The organism is Levilactobacillus parabrevis ATCC 53295, from assembly GCF_001434055.1.
Classification (GTDB): Bacteria; Bacillota; Bacilli; order Lactobacillales; family Lactobacillaceae; genus Levilactobacillus; species Levilactobacillus parabrevis.
Window position 1 is genome coordinate 1 of sequence record NZ_AZCZ01000019.1, and the last position, 20,647, is coordinate 20,647.

The window sequence follows — 20,647 nt, forward strand, 5'->3', positions numbered from 1 at the left end:
TAGAAGCATACCATATGAGTATACTTTATCCATAAAAAACGATTTATAATAATATTTATGAAGGTATCATATGAGCAAAAACGTAAAAAGCTACATTGCCAGTCAGCGAAGGGCATAGTGGCATTCATCCCTTGTTTGAAAGCAAGGGAATTCTGCCTAATTTACTTTAAATGTTTTTGAACCAAAGTTTTGACCTCATGGAAGCGACGAGTAGCGACATCGGTAGTATCCCCATTTGGGAAAACTAACCGCCGCGTTGCTTCATCAATGCCACTAACATTATCTAGGTTAACGAGAAAGCTCTTATCCGTTCGATACAGTTCCGGATATTGATCAGCGATATCTTTCAAGAATCCGGGAAACTCAACGAGCTGACTGGCGGCGTGCACCGTCACCTTGTGGGGCGTCTCCGCGGTTGCCACAAAATAAACGTCACCCATGGGCAGACTGAAGGTTCGCCCGCCGATATTATAGCTAAACAAATTTTCAGTATTGCCCAAGTAATCGGTATACCGTTGATAGCCGTAGTCAACATTCTCTCGTAATTTCTGATCAATCTGCGCGCGGCCGAGGTCCTTCACCACGAAGTCCATAGGCTCCACCTTTCGTTCGAAGGTCAGTAACGCCATTTCCGAGTGGGTCGTGACGAAGACGATCTCCGCAAACCCGAGCTGCCGACGAATGGCAATGGCTGTCTCCAACCCCGTCGTGTCTTCAGCTGGAAATTCAATGTCGAGAAAGAACAGGGCATACTCCGGTGGATTGTCCACCAAATCCTTCAATAGTGCCTGTGGACTGGGCGTAGCCAATCGAATTTCCATATCATAATCATTGATCATGATGTAGCGTTTCACCACGTCCGTATAGTGCGCCAATTGTTCCTGATTATCTTCACAAAGATACACGGCTAACACCAAATCACGTCCTCTCATTGCTTTTCTTACAATTATAAAATTGTTACTGCCACAACTCAATTATACCGTAACCCTATCACTCATTAATGTACCTTGATTTCCGGATGGTTGCAATCGTTTTTGCCTATAAAAAAAGAACCATCCCCTCAGATGATTCTCCTTTAATTGGATTATTTAATTACCGGTGCTGGCTAAATTAGCACTCCCCCAAGTTCTAATTAAGTCGTGAAAGCCTTAGGTATTTCGAAATAACCCGTTTCGTGCACTTACTCTTCAGCCGATCGCTGAAATTCTTGCTACTAGTCGTCCTAAAGTTTCCGACCAATTCTATTCTGCCAAGCTGACCTCTTGATTAGATAATCTCGGGGTACGAATCCGGTTAAGGCCTCCCCCAAAGTGTGACCTTAACCACGCATACTTTAATTAGTTGATTCGCAACATCAGTCCTGTGAAAACTGACCCCTTCCAACTGTCATAACTTTAACATGATTTCGGTTTATCAGGCGTTAAGTCGCAAAAACGTCAATATTTGCACGTTAAAGCAGTAAAAATCAGCACAATTTAATTGTGTCGTAGCGAATAAGTGACGAACCCACCTAAAATCAGGGGGCCCACGAAGACCAGCACAACGTCGACCAAACCGCGCCAGTACCACTTTAGTGGCGCCTTGGGCGCGGCCTCGAGCCGCGGCTCGCGCTTCGGTTGCTGCATCTGCTCATACACGGAGGCCGTCTGATCAGCCGCCCGGCGCTTCCGTTTCCGCCGAATCGTGGGTGCCTTGACGTCACGTTTGTCCTCCAAGGTCACCCATTTGGCGAACGGGAAACACAGCCAACTGAACAGGAAGTACCAGTCGGCTCCGGTCATCCCGGGTAGCAGGCGCCATTGCGTGTAATTTAAGTGACCGAACGTGGCGATGATCAATGCGAAGACTAAACCAATGCCCGCCTGCCGTAACCAGTACCGTGCGGATAATTTCATGGGGAGAACTCCTTTTCTTTTTCACAAAAATTGGTAAAATTGGGGTAAATTCTGAGGGAACGAGGTGTTAAACCATGGCAGGAGATTTCAATCCCATCACGGCGGCCGGCTATCACGATTTACAAACGAAAATTGCAGCATTAGAGGCCGACCGTCCCGAGAAAATTGCAATTCTCGCGGAGGCTCGGGCCCACGGAGATCTCTCCGAAAACGCCGAATATTCGGCGGCAAAGCGGGATCTGCGCCACCTGGAGAGTCAACTGCGCTTCTTCAACAAGCAGCTGCAGTATGCCAAGGTTGTGGAACCCAGCAAAGACGACAAGGTCGAACTGGGGAAATGGGTCACCGTCAAATTCATGGACGATGACGACCAGGTGAACTACCAGCTGGTCGGCACTCAAGAAGCAGATCTGGATGCTGGTAAAATCACGCGAGTCTCACCCTTGGGTAAGGCGCTACTGGGACATCACCCCGGCGAAACGGTCACCATTCAGGCGCCCAACACCAGCTACCAGGTCCAGCTCATCGCCGTTACACGTCACCAACCTGAATAATATTATTCACATTATACCATTTAAAAAATGACTGCTTGGAATCGCCCAAAACGATTCTCAGCAGTCTTTTGGTGTGGTCAACTGATCAATGGCTATTGCCCTGCTGACCGAAAACGGGCAGTAAAATATCATCCACCATCTCGTTACGGGCCGCCTGACTCAACTCCTGGCGACTCACAACTTCATTGATGAGAAGAATTCCAACCAAATTAATGACGCGATCTGGCCAATCCGTTCGGGTAATCTCACCCCGTTTAGCCGCGCGATCGAGCATCGGCTGCATGATGCCGCGGATAGCCGCGTTACCATTGGCTCGGGACATCAGCTTATCCAGCTCCAAATGCTGCAGGCGTTCCGCTAGTAGTCCGCGGAAAGTCTCACCCTTTAATTTCTCAAGAAAGGCCGCAATCTGCCCCATGAGATCTAAAAGATCGGTTCGTAGAGCGCCGGTATCCGGCACCACGTAACCGGTAAAGTTATCGTACTTACTCAAGGCGGCCAACACTAAGTGCGCCTTGTCCGGCCAGCGGCGGTACAGAACGGTCTTAGTCGTCGCGGCCGCCCGCGCTACGCCCTCAATGGTTAGCGCCTGATAGCCCTTAACCTGTAGCTGCTCCCACGTCGCCGCAAGAATTGCATCCACCAAAGCCTGTCCCCGCCGCCGGATCTTTTTTTCTGCCATTATTGTCAATCTCCTTGTTTTTCGCTGTGAGTGGGTGTAGTATTTTCGACTATAAGATACGGCCGTATCTAATTAAAGAACTCAGGTGATTCTATGTCCACTCAAAAATCAACGCAAAACATTATTCAAATCGCGCTGTTCCTGGTCGTCGGAGCCATTGCGCCCCTCCTAGATACCACCATGACCAACGTTGCCTTAGATACTATTATGAAGTCCCTGGGAGTTTCCGTCAACGCCGTTCAGTGGGTCACAACAAGTTATGTCTTAGCCTTGGGAATCGCCGTACCGGTTGCTGGTTGGGCCAGCAACTGGTTCGATGGCAAGCACCTCTATCTGGGGGCACTAGTCGTCTTCCTTATCGGTTCAGTGCTGTCTGGCTGGGCATCAACACTGCCCTTGCTAGTCATCGGTCGGATCGTCCAAGGGGCCGCTGCCGGTGTGATCATCCCCTTGATCACGACCCTAGTCGTCCAAGTCGCCGGTAGCGGTGGTCTGGGAAAGTTAATGGCCGTGGTTGGTATGCCGGCCGTTCTCATCCCTGTCCTAGGACCAACCATTGGCGGCTACTTGATTCAAGCACTCGACTGGCACTGGATCTTCTTCATCAATATTCCTCTAGTTCTGATTGCCTTAGTCTTATTGACCTGGAAAATGCCCGCCTTTCCTGCACCAAAGCGAGGAAAGCGACTCGATTTCCCCAGTCTGGCACTACTCGCCGGACTCTTCACTTTCGCCATTATCGGCATCACGCGTTTCAGTACCGGTGATGGTCTGACCTCAACCAAGGTGCTGACACCGGTGATTGTGGCGCTCACTTGCCTCGTGGTCTATGTTCTCTACGCCTACTATCGACCAACTAAGGCCCTGGTTAGCCTTCAATTATTCAAATCGCCAACGTTCGATGCCTCGGTCATTATCCTGATGCTTTCCGGAATTGCGGTTAACGGTGCCATGTTCTTGTTGCCCCTCTACTTGCAAAATAGTCGTGGGCTGAGCGCTGTTTGGTCCGGGACCTATCTCATTGCCCAAGGTGTTGGCTTGTTGGTTTCTCGAAGTCAAATTGGTAAGCTGACCGATAGCATCGGCGCCCGGTGGGTGGTCCTCGGTTCCATTGCGATTGCCGTGATCGGAACGGTGCCATTCGTCTACTTCACAGCCACGACCAACGTATGGTGGATCTTGATTGCCCTCTTTGTACGCGGAATTGGTCAAGGGGGACTGACCATTCCGGTTATGGCTGATAGCTATACGGGCGTCCCAAAGCCGCTGATTGCCGAAGCCACAACGGCCACCCGAATGCTTCAAAATATTGGCGGGGCCATGGGAACCGCCGTGCTCGCCACGATTATTCAACACGAGGCACCGCACGTCGGGATGAACGCCGCTTACCAAACCGCCTTTATGTGGTCGGTCGGATTCATCGTTGCTACTGCCATTCCGGCTTGGTTCCTAAGTCACAGAAAGAATTAGACATTAATCTCAAAATTTAATGCCGTGCTAATGCCTGTCGCACTGGTATTTACAGATAACAGCCAATCGTCAAATTGAAATTAGGCTTGACATCTCATCTAATTTTAATTATTGTAGGACACATCAACTAAACCAAAACAAAACTTTTGAAAGCGAGGGATCTTCATGATGACAATGCAAACAGAACAACCAACTAAAATGATGACGACCCTCGCTATTCAAAACGCAGCCTTATTATTAACGAAGAAGGACCCGGTTACTTGACCTTGAGCTAACACTCAAAATTCAAGTTCTGAGCCCTTCTTTCCCGTGTGGTAATGAGGGCTCGGTACACGTGTAAGACCTCATTCACCCAGTGGATGAGGTCTTTTTGTTAGTTCGAAGGAGGATCGTTAGCAAGTGCGCACCATTAAAACACAATTTAGAAAGCGGGAATGACATATGATCAAATGGCAGAAAAACATGGTAAAAATCGGGGCCCTCGCAACAATCGTTCTGGCACTCGCAGGTTGTAGCACGGCAAAGTCTAACGGTAGTGGTCAAGGCAACAATCCCGGCAAGACCATCAAAATTGGGGTCAACATGGAGCTCTCCGGCTCAGCCGCTGGCTATGGTCAACAGCAGAAACAAGGGATTCAATTAGCCGTTAATAAGATTAATAAGGCCGGTGGTATCAAGGTCGGTAACACCAAAAAGAAGATTCAATTGGTAGTCCGTGACAACAAGACGTCCAACACCACTGCCGCATCAGTTGCCGCCCAATTGGTTAATAATGACAAGGTCGTCGCCGTGGTTGGCCCGGCAGCGACCAACGCCGGCACCGCATCGATTCCCAACATGACCAAGGCACAAGTGCCATCCGTCAGTCCCTCCGCAACCGATCCTGGCTATACACTGCAGAAGAATGGTGCTGTCCAGAAATACATTTTCCGCGCTTGCTTCCAAAATAACTTTCAGGGTTCATCCGCAGCAAAGTTCATGACCAGCAATTTGAAGGCTAAGAACGTCGCCATTCTGACAGACAATTCCAGTGACTACGGTACTGGGCTGACCAAGGCATTCAAGCAGACCTACACCGGCAAAGTGGCCAGCAGTCAAACCTTCCAAGAAGGCGACAAGGACTTCAACGCTATCCTGACGTCACTGAAACATAAGAAAATCGACGCCATTTATGCTCCAGGTTACTACTCAGAATTGGGGTTGATCATCAAACAAGCGCGCCAAGCCGGAATCAATGTTCCAATCGTCGGCAGTGACGGTATGGCCGATGCCAAGCTGGCCAAAATCGCTGGGAATTCAAATACCAACAATGTTTACTACACCACCCCATTCTCAACGAAGGCGGGTGAGACCAACACCCTTGCAGCCGCCTTTCTGAAGACGTATCAAGCTAAGTACCACACCACGGCCCCAACCTTCTCGGCGCTAGCTTACGACTCCGTCTACATGATCAAGTCCGCGATTGAAAGTGAAAAGTCCGCTAATTCTGTGAAGATTACCGCTGGTTTGGCCAAGATCACCGACTTCAAGGGCGTTACGGGAACCATCACCATGAATAAGAACCACAATCCTGAAAAATCAATGACTATCGAAAAATTGACTGACGGGACGGTCTCACAAGCATATACCGTTAAATAAACCAAGCAGATACGGAGGGATTTCATGCAGACATTTGGACAACAACTGATCAACGGTCTCTCACTCGGTAGCATTTATGCATTGCTGGCACTGGGTTACACCATGGTCTATGGCATCATTAAGCTGATTAATTTCGCTCATGGTGACATCTACATGCTGGGTGCCTTCTGGGGCTACTTCGTGATCAACCAACTACACTTTAATTTTATTTGGGCCATGCTTTCCGCCATGATTTTCTGTGCCTTACTCGGCGTCGTTATTGAGTACTTCGCCTACCGGCCACTCCGCCACTCCCCTCGAATCACCGCGCTCATTACGGCAATCGGCGTTTCCTTCCTATTGGAGAATGGCATGACCTACCTATTCACGGCCAATACCCGGAGTTTTCCGCAAGTCATCAAGACCGTGACCTATCACCTCGGCGGCCTTCGAATCTCCAATATTCAACTTTTGATTCTCGGGACCGCTTGCCTGTTAATGTTACTCCTCGAGCTAATTATCAAACGTACCAAGATGGGCCGGGCCATGCGGGCAGTCTCCGTCGACCCCGAAGCCGCTCAATTAGTCGGGATTAACATTAACCACACGATTTCCTTCACGTTTGCCTTGGGATCCGCAATGGCGGGTGCCGCCGGCGTTCTGATCGGACTGTACTACAATTCCATTGATCCATTAATGGGGATGACTCCCGGCATCAAAGCCTTTGTCGCCGCCGTTATTGGTGGTATCGGTTCAGTCCCAGGGGCGTCTGTTGGTGGTTTCTTAATTGGTCTGCTGGAGACCGGCGTTCAAGCTATTGGCTTATCCGCCTACAAAGATGCTGTGGTCTACTTCGTCCTGATTGTTATCTTATTGGTACTTCCAGCCGGGATCTTTGGGCATAAGACGAAAGAGAAAGTGTAGGTGATTCCTCATGAGAGCAAATTTTAAATATAACTTTTCCTGGCTGGCCGTCATGGTCATCGGCTTTGTGGCGATTGACGCCTGCGAATTTCTCGGCATCATCAACGCTTTCATCGAAAACATGCTGGTCACCATTGGCATCAACATTATTCTAGCAACCGGCTTGAATTTAATTATTGGTTTCTCTGGACAATTCTCACTCGGCCACGCCGGTTTTATGGCGATTGGCGCATATGCGACCGGAATCATGACCCAAACTATTGCCACACCGTTGGGCTTCTATCTTTCTATGGTCGTCGGTATCGTCATCGCTATGATTGCCGCCCTAATCGTGGGGATTCCCACGTTACGCCTTCGTGGTGATTACCTAGCGATTGCCACCATGGGCGCTGCCGAAATCATTCGCATCCTGATCAATAACTTAAAGATCACGAACGGTGCGGCAGGACTCTTCAACATCCCCCCATTAGTCACTTGGGCAACCGTCTACGTTCTGATGTGCCTCACCACCATTGTGACGGTCAACTTTATTCACAGTCGCAACGGTCGCGCCATCATGTCGGTCCGTGAAGACGAGATTGCCGCCGAGGCCATGGGAATCAATCCCACGCGCTGGAAGTTAGCCGCTTTCGTCTTTGGCGCCGGCACCGCCGCGATCGGTGGTTCGCTCCACGCCGCCTACATCCAAACGATTGCGCCCGGTGATTTCAATATCATGGCCTCCATCGCCATCCTGATCATCGTCGTCCTCGGTGGTGTAGGTAGTATCACGGGGACCTTCGTTGCCGCCATCGTTTTGGGTGCCCTCGATACCATTCTGCAGAACTTCGGCACCTTGCGAATGATCATCTATTCGCTGGCCCTCATTCTAATTATGATCTTCAAACCTTCTGGCCTCTTAGGCAACTGGGAGCTGTCCTTCAAACATCTCGGCACGCACCAACGAAAGGAGCAATCCATTCATGAGTAGTCCCTTACTAACCGCACAACAAATCGTGAAGAACTTCGGTGGCCTGACCGCCGTTGCCAATGTCTCAGTCCACTTCGACCAGAACGAACTTATCGGCCTGATTGGACCCAATGGCGCGGGTAAAACGACCCTGTTCAATTTACTCACCGGCGTCACCCCCGTAACCTCCGGTGCCATCAGCCTCTACACCGATCAGGGCGTTCAATCCTTAAATGGCAAGCGCCCCGCTGAAATTGCGCAAGCCGGTCTCTCACGAACATTTCAAAACATTCGTTTATTCAAAGAACTCAGTGTCCTCGACAACGTACGCATTGCCATGACCAACCATTACCACGAAGGATTTCTCGCCAGTATCTTTCGCATCCCCAAGTTCTATCGCACTGAAGCCGACATGACGCTGGCTGCTCAGAAGTTACTCGCTATTTTTGACCTAACCAGCGTTGCCGACCAGCCGGCCAAAAACCTACCTTATGGCATTCAGCGGCGGCTAGAAATCGTCCGTGCCCTGGCAACCAAGCCCAAACTACTTTTCCTGGATGAACCGGCCGCCGGCATGAATCCGGAAGAAACTGCTGACTTAACCCGCTTGATTCGCCAGGTTCAGCGTGACTTTCACATCACGATTGTCCTGATCGAGCACGACATGTCCCTGGTCATGAACGTCGTCGAACGCCTCTACGTCTTGGAACACGGCGCACTGTTGGCCGAGGGGACCCCCAACGAAATCCAACACAATCCCGCCGTTATTAAGGCCTACTTAGGAGGTGAAGCTTAATGCTGTCAGTCAAAGATCTCGTCGTTAACTACGGTGCCATTCAGGCCATCAAGAAGGTGAGCTTTGAGATTCACACCGGTGAAATCGTAACCCTGATCGGAGCGAACGGTGCTGGCAAATCCACGATTCTTCATACAATTTCCGGTATCATGCGCCCCGTCAGTGGTCAGGTCACCTACTTAGATCGTCAGATTCAAAAGGTTGCAGCACCCAGGATCGTTCAAGCTGGCATCTCCCAGGTTCCCGAGGGCCGCCACATCTTCCCTGGACTTTCCGTACAGGAAAACCTACAGATGGGGGCTTTTCTCCGTAAAGATCGGCGCAGCATTGCGCAGGCCTACGAAGACGTCTACAACTACTTCCCGGTTCTCAAACAGCGGCGCCATCAGGATGCCGCCACGCTCTCCGGTGGGGAACAACAGATGTTAGCCATGGGCCGCGCCTTAATGGCCGCACCGAAACTGATGTTACTCGATGAACCCTCAATGGGATTGGCTCCCATCTTCATTAACGAAATCTTCGACATCATCCGGGCCATCAACGCCGCTGGCACTACAGTTCTATTGATCGAACAAAATGCTAACAAAGCCCTTTCCATCGCCGACCGTGGTTACGTCCTCGCGTCCGGTGAAATTAAACTTAGTGGTACTGGCCAGGAATTGTTGGCCAATACGGCCGTACAACAGGCCTACTTAGGAGGTTAACTATGAGTGTAGCAGATTACATGAGTACTAAATTAGTCGTCATTACCCCGCAAACCACGGTTAGTGTCGCGGTTGAACTGATGAAAACCAACGAAATTCACCGACTCCCCGTTCTCGACGGCAACGCCTTAGTCGGTATCGTGACCCAAGGCATCATTGCCCGAGCCTTACCTTCACAAGCCACCAGCTTATCCGTGTATGAGACCAACTACTTATTGACTAAGACGACCGTTGCCGACATCATGGAACGCCACGTTCAGACCATCCACGCTTCCGCCCAGTTAGAGGATGCCATTTATCAAATGCGCCAACACAAAATTGGTGTACTCCCCGTAATCCAAGCCGAACAGGTGGTAGGCATCATCACCAACAACGACATTCTCGATGCCTTTCTCAACATTTCGGGTTACGGGGAACCTGGCATCGTCAGTCGTATTAAGGTCAACCACGACCACACGGGTGTCATCTTCCGTATCGGCCAGGTCTTAGCCGAACACGAGCTCAGTATTCAAACGTTAATGGTCGTTCGCGAGCAGCAGGAGCGGGTCATTGAGCTCCACATTGACAGTGACCAAGCAACGACTGTGAATCAGGTATTAGCAACTGCTGGCTTCGACGTTATTTAGCAGCTCCACGCTTCGCTTTCTTTTGACCCATACTACAGGAAACGACTACCGATTACCTTAGTTTTCGAAAAATCGGCAGAAGTATCGTATCTACCCGGTAAGTAGTCACTGGCCGCAACAAGTATTTTAATAACCACGCACCACTCATAAAAGAGGCCGTCTCCCATCAGAGACGACCCCTTTTACATCACAAAAAGAGCGCCAATCCAACTCTAATGAGTCAGATTGGCGCTCCAGTTTAATTCGGATTAATCACCGATTAAAGTAATCTAGGACTACTTCAATGGCTTCCATTGCCAAGCGTTAACTTCTGGCAAGTCAGTCCCAACTTCACGGATGTAAGCATTGTGCTTAGCAACCATGTCGTCCATCCGTTGTGCGAAGTATGCGCCCTTAACAGCGTATGCATCGATGTCATCAACGGCTTCCTTAGCCAAGTGGTAACGGTCCAAGTGGTTCAGGACACGCATGTCAAATGGCGTGGTGATATCACCGTTTTCACGGTAACCATGAACGTGTAAGTTGTGATTGTGACGGTCGAAGAATAAGTCCTTAACTAAGCCTTCAAAACCATGGAAGGCAAAGATAACTGGCTTGTCCGTCGTGAAGAGACGGTCAAACTCGTCATCGGAGATACCACGAGGGTCCAACTTAGGAGAACGCAATTTCAACAGGTCAACCACGTTGATGAAGCGAATCTTCATTTCTGGGAATTCGTCATGCAATAATGAAATTGCGGCTAATGATTCCCAAGTTGGTTCAGTACCAGCGGCAGCGAAGACAACGTCAGGTTCTTGACCTTGATCAGTAGATGCCCAGTCGATGTAGCCCAAACCATTGTGAACCAGGTTAGTGGCTTCATCAATGGAGAACCATTGTGGACGTGGGTGCTTAGACGTAACGATCAAGTTGATCTTTTCGCGACTCCGGAATGCAACGTCACCAACGGCTAACAAGGTGTTAGCATCGGCTGGCAAGTATTCACGGATGAATGCTGGCTTCTTTTCAGCCAAGTGGGTCAACATCCCAGGATCTTGGTGGGTGTAACCGTTATGGTCTTGCTGGAAGACAGTTGACGTGTCAACGAAGTTCAAGGATGGGTAGTCATGACGCCATTCTTGTTCAGCGGCCTTACGCAACCACTTGAAGTGTTGCGTCAACATGGAATCCACGACCCGACCAAATGATTCGTAAGTTGCGAAGTAACCATGACGACCAGTCAGAACGTAACCTTCCAACCAACCTTCAGCTTGGTGTTCTGAAAGTTGAGAATCGATGATCCGGCCTTCGTGAGCCATGTTTTCATCGTTAGGTTCCTTGATACCTTCCATCCATTGACGCTTACCATAATCCAAGGCAGCGTACAGACGGTTAGACTTCGTTTCGTCAGGACCAAAGCCACGGAACGTTTCTGGGTTCAACTTCATAACATCAGCCAGGTAGTCGGACCATACCAACATATCTTGAGCAATCGTCTTGCCGTGTTCAGTCGTGTCAACGGCGTACTTCTTGTAGTCAGGCAACTTCAATGGTTGTGGCTTGATCCCACCATTAGTGATAGGGTTCATCGCCATCCGTTGTTCACCCTTAGGTGCCATGTCACGGACTTCTTGCTTAACAGAGCCATCTTCGTTAAATAATTCTTCTGGCTTGTAAGACTTCAACCAGTTGACCAACATGTCAGCGTGTTCCATGTCGCCAGCGGCAACAGGAATTGGCACTTGGTGAGCACGGAATGAGCCTTCAATAGGGTTACCATCTAAGTCAGCCTTTGGACCAGTCCAGCCCTTAGGTGAACGGAAGATGATCATTGGCCACTTAGGCAACGTTTCATCATTGTTTTCGCGGGCATTCTTTTGAATAGCCTTGATCTTACCAATGACTTCGTCCATCGTCTTAGCCATGTCTTCGTGAACACGCATGAAGTCAGTGTCGCCGGCTTCAATTTCAACGAAGTGAGGATCCCAGCCCATACCTTCGAAGTACTTCGTTAAGTCTTCGTCGGACATCCGTGACAGGATAGTTGGGTTAGAAATCTTGAACCCATTCATGTTGATGATTGGTAAAACAGCACCATCTTTGATTGGGTTAATAAACTTGTCAGAGAACCATGAAGCAGCCAGTGGGCCAGTTTCAGATTCCCCATCACCAATTTCAACAGCGGCAATAACGTCTGGGTTATCTAAGATCGCACCAGTACCGTGTGAAAGGCTGTAACCAAGTTCCCCACCTTCGTGGATGGAACCTGGTGTTTCAGGTGCGGCATGGGATGCAACACCACCTGGGAAGGAGAACTGCTTGAATAAACGCTTCAAGCCTTCTTCGTCTTGGGAGATGTTAGGATAAATTTCACTATAGCTACCATCAAGATATGAGTTAGAAACCATAACTTGGCCACCGTGACCTGAACCTTCAATATAGAACATGTTCAAGTCATACTTCAAGATAGCCCGGTTTAAGTGGGCATAAATGAAGTTTTGAGAAACAATAGTTCCCCAGTGACCAATAGGCTTAATCTTAACATCGTCAGAGGTTAAGTCACGCTTCAATAATGGGTTGTCACGCAAGAATAACTGACCAACTGACAGGTAATTTGCTGCACGCCAGTACTTGTCAACGCCTTCCAAGTATGCCTTGGAGTCGAAGTCTGCATTTGCCATGTAATTAACACTCCTTCTTTGAATTCGTAACTGCACAATCTAGTTGATAGAAAATGTTGTAAAATTTACCTCGTAATGAATACCGGGATGATTTTTACAGTTCTATCATAACGTTTTTTATAAAAAAGTCAACCTTTTTATAAATTGGACCGTATCAATTATTTAAAAAGCAGAACCTCATCAACAATCCTTGCTATCAAGCGAATTCCATAGTTTCTAAACCCCGAAAGTCATCCCAATTTTCGCGGCTTTTAGTGATATAAATTATAGCAATATAAGCAAGCGCAATGGTATTGTTCGTGTTTTCAGATTTCTGCATAAAAAAAGATGACCCTCCTTACAACAGGCGTCATCTAAAGTTCTTTATTCTTCATCTAGGGAAACAAAGGTGTTATAGTTCAAATACTGATAGTGTAAGCGCATGTTCGAGACTTCAAATGGCGTCCCATCATCTAGGAAGAAGACCCCTTCCATGATGCCGACCGGCTCCACAGGTTTCAGATGCAAAAGCTTCTGATCATCCGCCGTTGAGGGCTGGGTCCGAATGGACATGAAAGATTTAGTGACAACCTTACCCTGTGATTCCAAATAATTAAAGATGGAGTCAGCAACGGTCTTCTGTGATAAGTTTGGTGCAATTTTGATGGGGATATAACCCGTTTCGATCATAAAGGGTTTATCCTCAAACAATCTTAGCCGCTTAATCTCATAAACGAAGTCGCCTTCAGCTAAGAAAAGATCCTGCTGGATTTCCTTGCTAGCCGGAATAACATCGAATTTGAGCAAACGAATGCCCGGCGTCGTCCCGGCTGACTTCATACTGTCAGTAATTCCTAAATTTGAGCCCTCATATTGAAAAATTGATTGGTTTTTCATATATAATGGATTAATAAAGGTTCCTGAACCACGCTTTTTAAAAATAATCCCCTGGTTGGCGAGCACACTGAGGGCCCGCTTAACTGAGCTGCGACTAACCCCATACGCTTCGCTCAAGCTCCGTTCATCTGGCAGCCGCTTATTGGGAAATTCATTTTGATGGATGCGTTGTTTTAGATCCCGCATTACCTGTCGATAAACTAAATCTGCCATGATATCTCCTCATAACTCTTCAACTTGACTTCTACTGTGATAGAGTATAACAGGTTTTGGCGGCGGTGTCTGCTTTTTATCAGGAAACAACCGTTCCATTTATTTTTAAAGTGCGGTCCAATTATTAATTTTGATGTTGAAAGGTGAGTTAAATGGCTAAGAAAAAGAAAGACAAACGGCTTCACAAAACCCTGGTCGAACAAATTTTAGATAAGAACAAGGTTGCTTATAAACAGTTTGAATTTGCAACTCACGTTAAAGGTGATGTCGCCCAAATGGACGTTGACCATGCGGATGTTGATGAACATCACATCTACAAAACATTGGTGTTGAGCGGTCCGACGACTGGTCCCGTTGTTGGGGTTCTGCCTATCGATGAACATCTGAACGAGAAAAAATTGGCGAAAGCTTCCGGTAATAAGAAAGTGGACATGGTTCCTCTCAAAGACTTGGTGAAAACCACAGGTTACGAGCATGGGGCCAACACCCCCGTCGGTATTTGGGAAAAGAACCATTTTCCAATTTATTTTGACAATACCGCCAAAGAACAAGGGACAATTCTCGTTTCATCCGGGCAAATCGGCCGTTCAGTTGAATTAGATGCTACGGACCTGGCTAATTTGGTCCACGGTACCTTTACCGACCTACTGGAGTAGGTGATGAATACTAACCTCACCCTGATTTTTAAGAATCTTGGGATCGTGGGCTTAGACCTCTTGGTGATTCCCTTTATCTTTGTGACCCTGCTGACTTACCTGAATCGCGATACTAAAAAGTATTTGGCAAATGGCCTTGGCCTAAACAGTGAGCTCTATTTAGGTTTTATCGGTATTTTTCTCCACGAGCTCAGTCACTTACTGACGGCGATTCTCTTTGGCCACCGCATCTCGCAGGTTCGTTTACTTAAACGGCCCCATCCCGATCGGCTAGGCGCAGATGGGAAGCCAGATCTGACTTTAGGTTACGTCAATCACACTTGGAATCAACGTAATTGGTACCAGACGACTGGAAACTTATTTATTGGTGTCGCCCCGATCTTTGGCTGCGCTTTGGTTTTGCTGGCGCTGACTGCCCTCTTGGTACCCAGTCTCTTCGACGGCATGTTAGCCTTGGTTGCAGACCCGTTCAATCTCGACTGGAATGGCTTCGTTGCAGCCTTGGGTGGTGACAACTATCCGTGGATTCGTTGGCTCATTATGATTTTACTATCCCTCAATATCAGTATTGGTGGCTTTGATCTCAGTTCCGCCGACTTTGCCAATTCACGAATTGGCCTGATTGGCTTTGTTATCGTCGTCGTTGCCTTAACCGTACTCTTAACTATGGGTAACATCGCCGCTGGCTATTTGCGCGTAATTACCGCGGCCGTAATTCTATTGGCCCTGATTTTAGGATATGCACTCTTGATTTCTCTATTAACCAACCTAGTCGTCCGGCTAGCCTTCCAAATCAAGGAGCACTAGCCGATTACGCTTGTCAGCACCTAACTTTCCGTTGGGTGCTGGCTTTTTTATTGAAATATTTATTTAAATTACGCTTCCGCTAGTGAACATCCGGGACGGAACACCATCAAAATCTTAATACGAACATTTGTTCTTTTTATTTTTCAACAAACCTGCTATACTACGATTACTGCTTAAGTCATGCCACTTTCAGCCTGGAGGAACTCAATGAAAACTCGCCCATTTACGCAACTCCACACCGACCCTAAACGCCTTTTCACTCAGGTCATTCAAACCAATCACACCTTGGAAGTTACCATCCGCCCCCATCAAAGCGTTATCATCCTCAGCAAACAACGTTACGAGCAATTGCTAGAACTTAACTATCTCTGGTCTGCTGGAACACTCGCCCCAACTCTATCGCAGCTAAATCACCCCAAATAAAAAGGGTCCGCCGACATCGACGAAACCCGCTACTTATCAGTCTTTTGGTAATGGAACACAATAAAGTAAAGGCCGAAATTGATGACACTTAATGCTAGAATCAGCCCAAACGCTAACCGACTCCCAATCGCGGTCTCCTGAGCATAGGACATGCCGTGAACCTTAACTGAAGACATCAGTGCTGCCAAAATCGTCGTCCCAACTGACCCCGCAAACTGTTGCCCCGTATTATAGATGGCATTGGCATCAGCCCGTTGACTAAAATCAACTTCTTTCAGCCCATTAGTCATGGTGTTTCCAAACGCCATCGAACGACCGATACTGAAGACCACGTACAGTGCAGCAATAATAATGACCGTTAGTCGTTGTCCAATCACGGTAAAGCACAGCGCCGCAATAAAGAACAAACTACTCCCTAACAGGATTGGCAAGCGCGCACCATGTTCGTCCAGTAGATGACCGAACCAAGGCTGTAAGAGCGCCGTGACCAAGCTCCCCGGGAACAACATCAATCCACCAAACAAGGAACTCGCACCGACAACGATTTGCGCATAATTTGGCAAAGCAAAGTTGATCCCAATATTACAAAACTGCAAAATCACGTACGCCATAAAGCTAAATGTAAAGACTGGATTCCGAAAAATCTCGAGTTTTAATAACTGATTTTTACTACGCTTTGACACTAGAATATAGCCGGTCAACGTGAGTGCTGCCAGAATCAGGCCACCCAAGAACTGCCAGCTCAGCCACCCCGCTGTCGTCAGACTGTTTAGCCCCATCGTAAAGCTCACAAAAGATACCGCCAGAAGGGCAAATTGCCCCCAGACAAACGAAACTTTTCTGACTGGTGAAAACTGCTTCATCACACCAAAGCCCAAAAGTAAAATAATCGCTTCTACTGGTAAGGTGGACCAGAAAATCAACCGCCAGTTACCTAGCGATGCCATAATTCCCCCAAAGGTTGGCCCACTAGCTGGGGCAATCATCAGAATCAGACCAGCCATCCCCATGTAAAAACCAAGGCGAGAACGTGGCACACTTTCCAAAACAACGTTAAACATCAATGGAATAGCAATACCAGCACAACCGGCCTGAACCAGTCGCCCAAACAGTAACACGGGAAAAACTGGTGCTAGCGCACAGATCAAGTCTCCGAGGATAAACAGCGACGCTCCGGCTACAAAGAGTTGCCGATTCGTAAATCGCTGCTTCAGGAAGGCCGATGTAATCATCAGTAATGCCACCGTCAGTAAGTATCCCGTCGTAATCCACTGAACCGTACTCAACGAAACATGCATCGTTGCCATCAGTGTCGGAAAAGTAACATTCATAGAAGTCTCCACTAGGATTCCTAGAAAGGCCATCAAGGCGACCGCGAAAATGGCAATTAGGTTCTGCCGTGAAATTTTATCCGGGTCATTTTGTACCTGCGTCATTTGAACATCTCACTTTCATTGAACTTCTATGTTCTATCATACTCACTTTCAAAAGTACTTTCATGGGTAAAATGCCATTAAATCGGTTACAGAACCCTTTAATTCTCGCTCTTTGACAAAAAAATAAAAAAGTTTTCAATGAAAACCATTACATTGAGTTTCAGCCCTTGACTCAGCTTTCAGAAAATTATACTATGTTCACGTGAACAAAAGAGAAGAGAAAAAGAAAGAGGTACTTATATAATGCATGTATTCAATCGAGTTTTAGCTGTTGTCGCTGCTGTTGCCGTATTCGGTTCAGGCGTCTTCGCTACCCAAGCCATTGCTTCTACCACGTCAAACCCTGACGGTGTTGCAACGCACCAAACCTTAACGAGTGCTTACCAACAATTAATCCAAAAGCAAACTGAACCCCTCAAGTAGTTCGGTTTTATGAAAAAGCTCCCCCGAAGTCTTCGGGAGAGCTTTTCTTTTACAATCCACTTTATAAATTATCTAATAACCGTGGCCCCAATCGCCGCTTCAGCAATGAAGTCCTTGATGCGTGAAATCATGTCATGAATGACGACACGACCAACCTGAACCTCATCAGTTGTCCCAATCATGTTAAACCCAAGGTTCAGTTGCCCTTTGAACGTGCTGCAAGCCACCTGGAACATTGGCGCATAACGGAAAGAACCCGTCAGTAAGCAGTCCGTTAACGGTGTCCCTTCAAAGACCAACCGTGAATCATCAATGATGCCAAAGTTCGTGAAGGCAATGGCCCGAACGTGGTAATTGTCCTCCACAATCTGTTGCAACTTCTCAATCGGCTCTGACTTGTACTGTGCCATCAGTGACCGTACTGAGTCTAGGAATTGGTCTTGATCCTTCAGTCGCTGCATCTCAACATGCATCTTGGCCACGGCTGTGGCAATTGGCTCGTCCTGTGGGGAGTGAATGGCCGGATTAAACCGTGCCGTGTGATTAGCGATTCGTAACGCTGCATGTGCCTTGCTAATCTTCTGCCGCATGTCAGTTGGACACGGAATAGCCAGTTCATCCCCACCGCGATCATAGGCCTGGACGGCTTTCCCAAAGGTCGTCAGGCAAACATCGTTGACCGTGACGCCCTGGCTATGCGTTGCCTGAATCAACGCTGCTGTCAGCTCCGGCGTTAAGCGCCACCCGCTAACATTATGCCGCGGTTGTTCATCGGTCTCATTCGTTAATTGTGGTAAAGCTAATGGTTTAGCTGGATGATCCACGTCACCATGTTTGGCTGCGGCCGGATGGGACTTTAACAGGTCCTCCAACCAGTCCAGATTAACCACGTTTTCAACGCCTGTAATGGCCGCTGCGCCACGGTTATAGCAATCACTGAGTAAGTAGAGGTACTGCTTAAACCCGCTGCCATCAGTTAAAATATGGCTCATGGTGATGGTCATCCTGTTCCCCCGACCATCGGCCTGAATATCAAACCGGATCTGTGCATTTTTCTCCCAATCCGGCGTGGTATCAACATCCGCATCAGCATCAACTGTTTCAATCACCTCGCTGGCGTCCTTAACTGCTGGTTGCCAGCTATTGTCACGCATTTCATAGCGACAGAATAGTTCTGGTACAACCTGTGCTGTCAAGTTTACGGCCTTGATGAGCCGGTCACTATCGATTGGCGTTGCAAACTTTAACTGGCAACGAATCATCGGATAGAGTTGATCAAAGCCAATCGTGTGTAGAATATTTAACGGATTTTTATTCATACTCTCAGGATCCTCTCGTAAAATCAAACACTTATTTTTATCATAGATGGTCATCATGACTTAAACAAGGAATTTTAGAAACAAAAAGTCCCGCAGGACTCCCATACGGAAGTTCATGCGAGACTCTTTCATTCACCTAGTTATTAACGGTTAGCTTACCGAAAATCTCATCTGGTGTCTTGTCTGGGAAGAATTTGAAGAAATTGTAAGCATTGTTGTAGCAAATATTTTGTACAACCTTACCCAACATTTCTTCGTCATCCGGTACCCGACCTTGTTCTACCAAGTTCCCGTAGAAGTTGCAGAGAACCCGACGGAAGTATTCGTGACGTGGGTATGACAGGAAGCTCCGTGAGTCAGTCAGCATCCCAACAAAGTTAGGCAACAGACTTTCTTCGGCGAAGACCCGCAATTGTTCGTTCATACCTTCGGCAGTATCGTTGAACCACCAGCCGGCACCAAGTTGTAAGCGTTGTTTGCCACCCTCTTGGAAGGCACCCATCATCGTAGCCAATTGCATCCAGTCATTGTCATTCAAAGAGTAGAAGATCGTCTTTGGAATGTCATGAGTAATCTGCATCTTAGTGTAGAGTTTAGCAATTTGATCAGCGATATCAGGTTGTGTCCCAACGGCATCATAACCGGTATCAGGACCTAATTTGTCGAACATTGGCCGATTAAGGTCACGGATTGAGTTGATATGGAACTGCATCGTCCAATCAAATTCCTTGTTCAACTTCATTAAGTTTTCCAATAAGGCGGTCAAGTATTGGTCGACTTCCTTAGGTGATAATTCTTCGTTGTTAACACCTTTATCAAAGATAGCATTCAGCTCGCTGTCTGAAGCTTCGATGAAGTGGTAAGTCAACAGAGAATGGTCAGATAAACGGCCACCCATTTCATTAAAGAATTCAAACCGTTGCTTAACAGCATCGATCATCGTCTTAAATGAAGTGATCTTAACACCAGAGATGTCACCCAATTCCTTCAGGTAGTCGGCGAAACCATCACGATCGACTTGGATCAACTTGTCAGGCCGCATAGCTGGTAAGGTCCGGAAGCCGTTTTCAGCTTCTGTTTCCTTCAACAGTTTGTGGTAGTGCAAGTCAGAGGCAGGGTCATCGGTGGTGCAGACAGCCTTAACGTTGGAGTTCTTGATTAAATTCCGTGGCTTGAAGGCATCAGTTTGGAGTTCAGCATTAGCTTTCTTCCAAATGTCTGGTGCGGTCTTCCGACTCAATACTTCATCGATGTGGAAGAAACGCTTGAGTTCCAGGTGAGTCCATTCGTAGAGTGGGTTCCCCAAAGCACTTTCAATTGTTTCAGCCCAGGCCAAGAATTTCTGATATTCATCGCCGTCACCAGTGATCAATTCTTCAGGAACCCCGTTGGTCCGTTCTTGACGCCACTTGTAGTGGTCGCCGTAAACGCCTTCGTTTAACCAAATTCGCGTAATGTTAGGGTAGTTCTTGTTTTCATAGATTTCCTTTGGATTCAAGTGACAATGGAAGTCGATGATTGGCATACCCTTGGCATAGTCATTGAAAAGCTTCTTGGCCATGTCGTTGCCGAGTAAGAAATTGTCGTCCAATAAAGCCATCAGGATATTCCTCCTTA

20 protein-coding genes are annotated in these 20,647 nt (G+C 47.7%); 12 read left to right on the plus strand and 8 right to left on the minus strand.

The features are described 5' to 3' along the window. Positions 1-161: 161 nt before the first annotated feature. Positions 162-932, minus strand: coding sequence for a response regulator transcription factor (locus FD07_RS06425; RefSeq protein WP_235804788.1), 771 nt, complete (start codon positions 930-932; stop codon positions 162-164). A gap of 543 nt (positions 933-1,475) precedes the next feature. Continuing rightward, the gene (locus FD07_RS06430; protein WP_020089482.1) at positions 1,476-1,895 is read right to left on the minus strand and encodes a hypothetical protein; all 420 of its coding nucleotides are present in this window, start codon (positions 1,893-1,895) and stop codon (positions 1,476-1,478) included. Between the two features lie 74 nt (positions 1,896-1,969). Here FD07_RS06430 and greA point away from each other — a divergent pair, with 74 nt between their 5' ends. After that, positions 1,970-2,449, plus strand: coding sequence for a transcription elongation factor GreA (gene greA, locus FD07_RS06435; protein WP_020089483.1), 480 nt, complete (start codon positions 1,970-1,972; stop codon positions 2,447-2,449). A gap of 85 nt (positions 2,450-2,534) precedes the next feature. Here the strand turns inward: greA and FD07_RS06440 are convergent, their stop codons facing one another. Further along, positions 2,535-3,131 carry a TetR/AcrR family transcriptional regulator gene (locus FD07_RS06440; RefSeq protein WP_020089484.1) on the minus strand — a complete coding sequence of 199 codons (597 nt, stop codon included), beginning with the start codon at positions 3,129-3,131 and terminating at the stop codon, positions 2,535-2,537. 93 nt (positions 3,132-3,224) lie between these two features. Between FD07_RS06440 and FD07_RS06445 the strand changes: the two genes are divergently transcribed. From FD07_RS06445 to FD07_RS06475, 7 genes are all read left to right on the plus strand, one after another. Continuing rightward, positions 3,225-4,601, plus strand: coding sequence for an MDR family MFS transporter (locus tag FD07_RS06445; protein WP_020089485.1), 1,377 nt, complete (start codon positions 3,225-3,227; stop codon positions 4,599-4,601). A gap of 441 nt (positions 4,602-5,042) precedes the next feature. After that, the gene (locus FD07_RS06450; RefSeq protein WP_020089487.1) at positions 5,043-6,239 is read left to right on the plus strand and encodes an ABC transporter substrate-binding protein; all 1,197 of its coding nucleotides are present in this window, start codon (positions 5,043-5,045) and stop codon (positions 6,237-6,239) included. Positions 6,240-6,263: 24 nt separating this feature from the next. Continuing rightward, on the plus strand, positions 6,264-7,142 hold the full coding sequence (locus FD07_RS06455; protein WP_020089488.1) for a branched-chain amino acid ABC transporter permease: 879 nt from the start codon (positions 6,264-6,266) through the stop codon (positions 7,140-7,142). Positions 7,143-7,152: 10 nt separating this feature from the next. Next, a complete protein-coding gene (locus tag FD07_RS06460; RefSeq protein ID WP_020089489.1) occupies positions 7,153-8,112 on the plus strand; it encodes a branched-chain amino acid ABC transporter permease in 960 nt (319 codons plus the stop codon). Then, positions 8,105-8,887, plus strand: a complete 783-nt coding sequence (locus tag FD07_RS06465; RefSeq protein ID WP_020089490.1) for an ABC transporter ATP-binding protein — start codon at positions 8,105-8,107, stop codon at positions 8,885-8,887. Before FD07_RS06460 ends, FD07_RS06465 begins: the two co-directional genes overlap by 8 nt. Then, positions 8,887-9,591: an ABC transporter ATP-binding protein gene (locus tag FD07_RS06470; RefSeq protein WP_020089491.1), complete on the plus strand. Its 705-nt coding sequence runs from the start codon at positions 8,887-8,889 to the stop codon at positions 9,589-9,591. Before FD07_RS06465 ends, FD07_RS06470 begins: the two co-directional genes overlap by 1 nt. Before the next feature lie 2 nt (positions 9,592-9,593). Next, on the plus strand, positions 9,594-10,217 hold the full coding sequence (locus FD07_RS06475; RefSeq protein WP_020089492.1) for a CBS domain-containing protein: 624 nt from the start codon (positions 9,594-9,596) through the stop codon (positions 10,215-10,217). Positions 10,218-10,492: 275 nt separating this feature from the next. On the opposite strand, the gene FD07_RS06480 is transcribed toward FD07_RS06475, so the two are convergent. Beyond that, on the minus strand, positions 10,493-12,877 hold the full coding sequence (locus tag FD07_RS06480; protein WP_020089494.1) for a phosphoketolase family protein: 2,385 nt from the start codon (positions 12,875-12,877) through the stop codon (positions 10,493-10,495). Positions 12,878-13,240: 363 nt separating this feature from the next. Continuing rightward, the gene (locus tag FD07_RS06485; RefSeq protein WP_020089496.1) at positions 13,241-13,966 is read right to left on the minus strand and encodes a GntR family transcriptional regulator; all 726 of its coding nucleotides are present in this window, start codon (positions 13,964-13,966) and stop codon (positions 13,241-13,243) included. A 152-nt stretch (positions 13,967-14,118) separates the two neighbouring features. Between FD07_RS06485 and ybaK the strand changes: the two genes are divergently transcribed. The 3 genes from ybaK to FD07_RS06500 all read left to right on the plus strand — a co-directional run bounded on the left by ybaK (position 14,119) and on the right by FD07_RS06500 (position 15,852). Next, positions 14,119-14,622 carry a Cys-tRNA(Pro) deacylase gene (ybaK, locus tag FD07_RS06490; RefSeq protein ID WP_020089497.1) on the plus strand — a complete coding sequence of 168 codons (504 nt, stop codon included), beginning with the start codon at positions 14,119-14,121 and terminating at the stop codon, positions 14,620-14,622. Between the two features lie 3 nt (positions 14,623-14,625). Beyond that, on the plus strand, positions 14,626-15,429 hold the full coding sequence (locus FD07_RS06495) for a hypothetical protein (RefSeq protein WP_020089498.1): 804 nt from the start codon (positions 14,626-14,628) through the stop codon (positions 15,427-15,429). Between the two features lie 207 nt (positions 15,430-15,636). Beyond that, a complete protein-coding gene (locus FD07_RS06500) occupies positions 15,637-15,852 on the plus strand; it encodes a type II toxin-antitoxin system Phd/YefM family antitoxin (RefSeq protein ID WP_020089499.1) in 216 nt (71 codons plus the stop codon). 29 nt (positions 15,853-15,881) lie between these two features. Here the strand turns inward: FD07_RS06500 and FD07_RS06505 are convergent, their stop codons facing one another. Further along, positions 15,882-17,288 carry an MFS transporter gene (locus tag FD07_RS06505; RefSeq protein ID WP_020089500.1) on the minus strand — a complete coding sequence of 469 codons (1,407 nt, stop codon included), beginning with the start codon at positions 17,286-17,288 and terminating at the stop codon, positions 15,882-15,884. A gap of 243 nt (positions 17,289-17,531) precedes the next feature. Here FD07_RS06505 and FD07_RS06510 point away from each other — a divergent pair, with 243 nt between their 5' ends. Next, on the plus strand, positions 17,532-17,711 hold the full coding sequence (locus tag FD07_RS06510) for a hypothetical protein (protein ID WP_020089501.1): 180 nt from the start codon (positions 17,532-17,534) through the stop codon (positions 17,709-17,711). A 68-nt stretch (positions 17,712-17,779) separates the two neighbouring features. Here the strand turns inward: FD07_RS06510 and FD07_RS06515 are convergent, their stop codons facing one another. Then, positions 17,780-19,030: a hypothetical protein gene (locus FD07_RS06515; RefSeq protein ID WP_020089502.1), complete on the minus strand. Its 1,251-nt coding sequence runs from the start codon at positions 19,028-19,030 to the stop codon at positions 17,780-17,782. A gap of 136 nt (positions 19,031-19,166) precedes the next feature. After that, positions 19,167-20,630, minus strand: coding sequence for a glucuronate isomerase (uxaC, locus tag FD07_RS06520; RefSeq protein ID WP_020089503.1), 1,464 nt, complete (start codon positions 20,628-20,630; stop codon positions 19,167-19,169). Between the last annotated feature and the right edge of the window lie 17 nt (positions 20,631-20,647).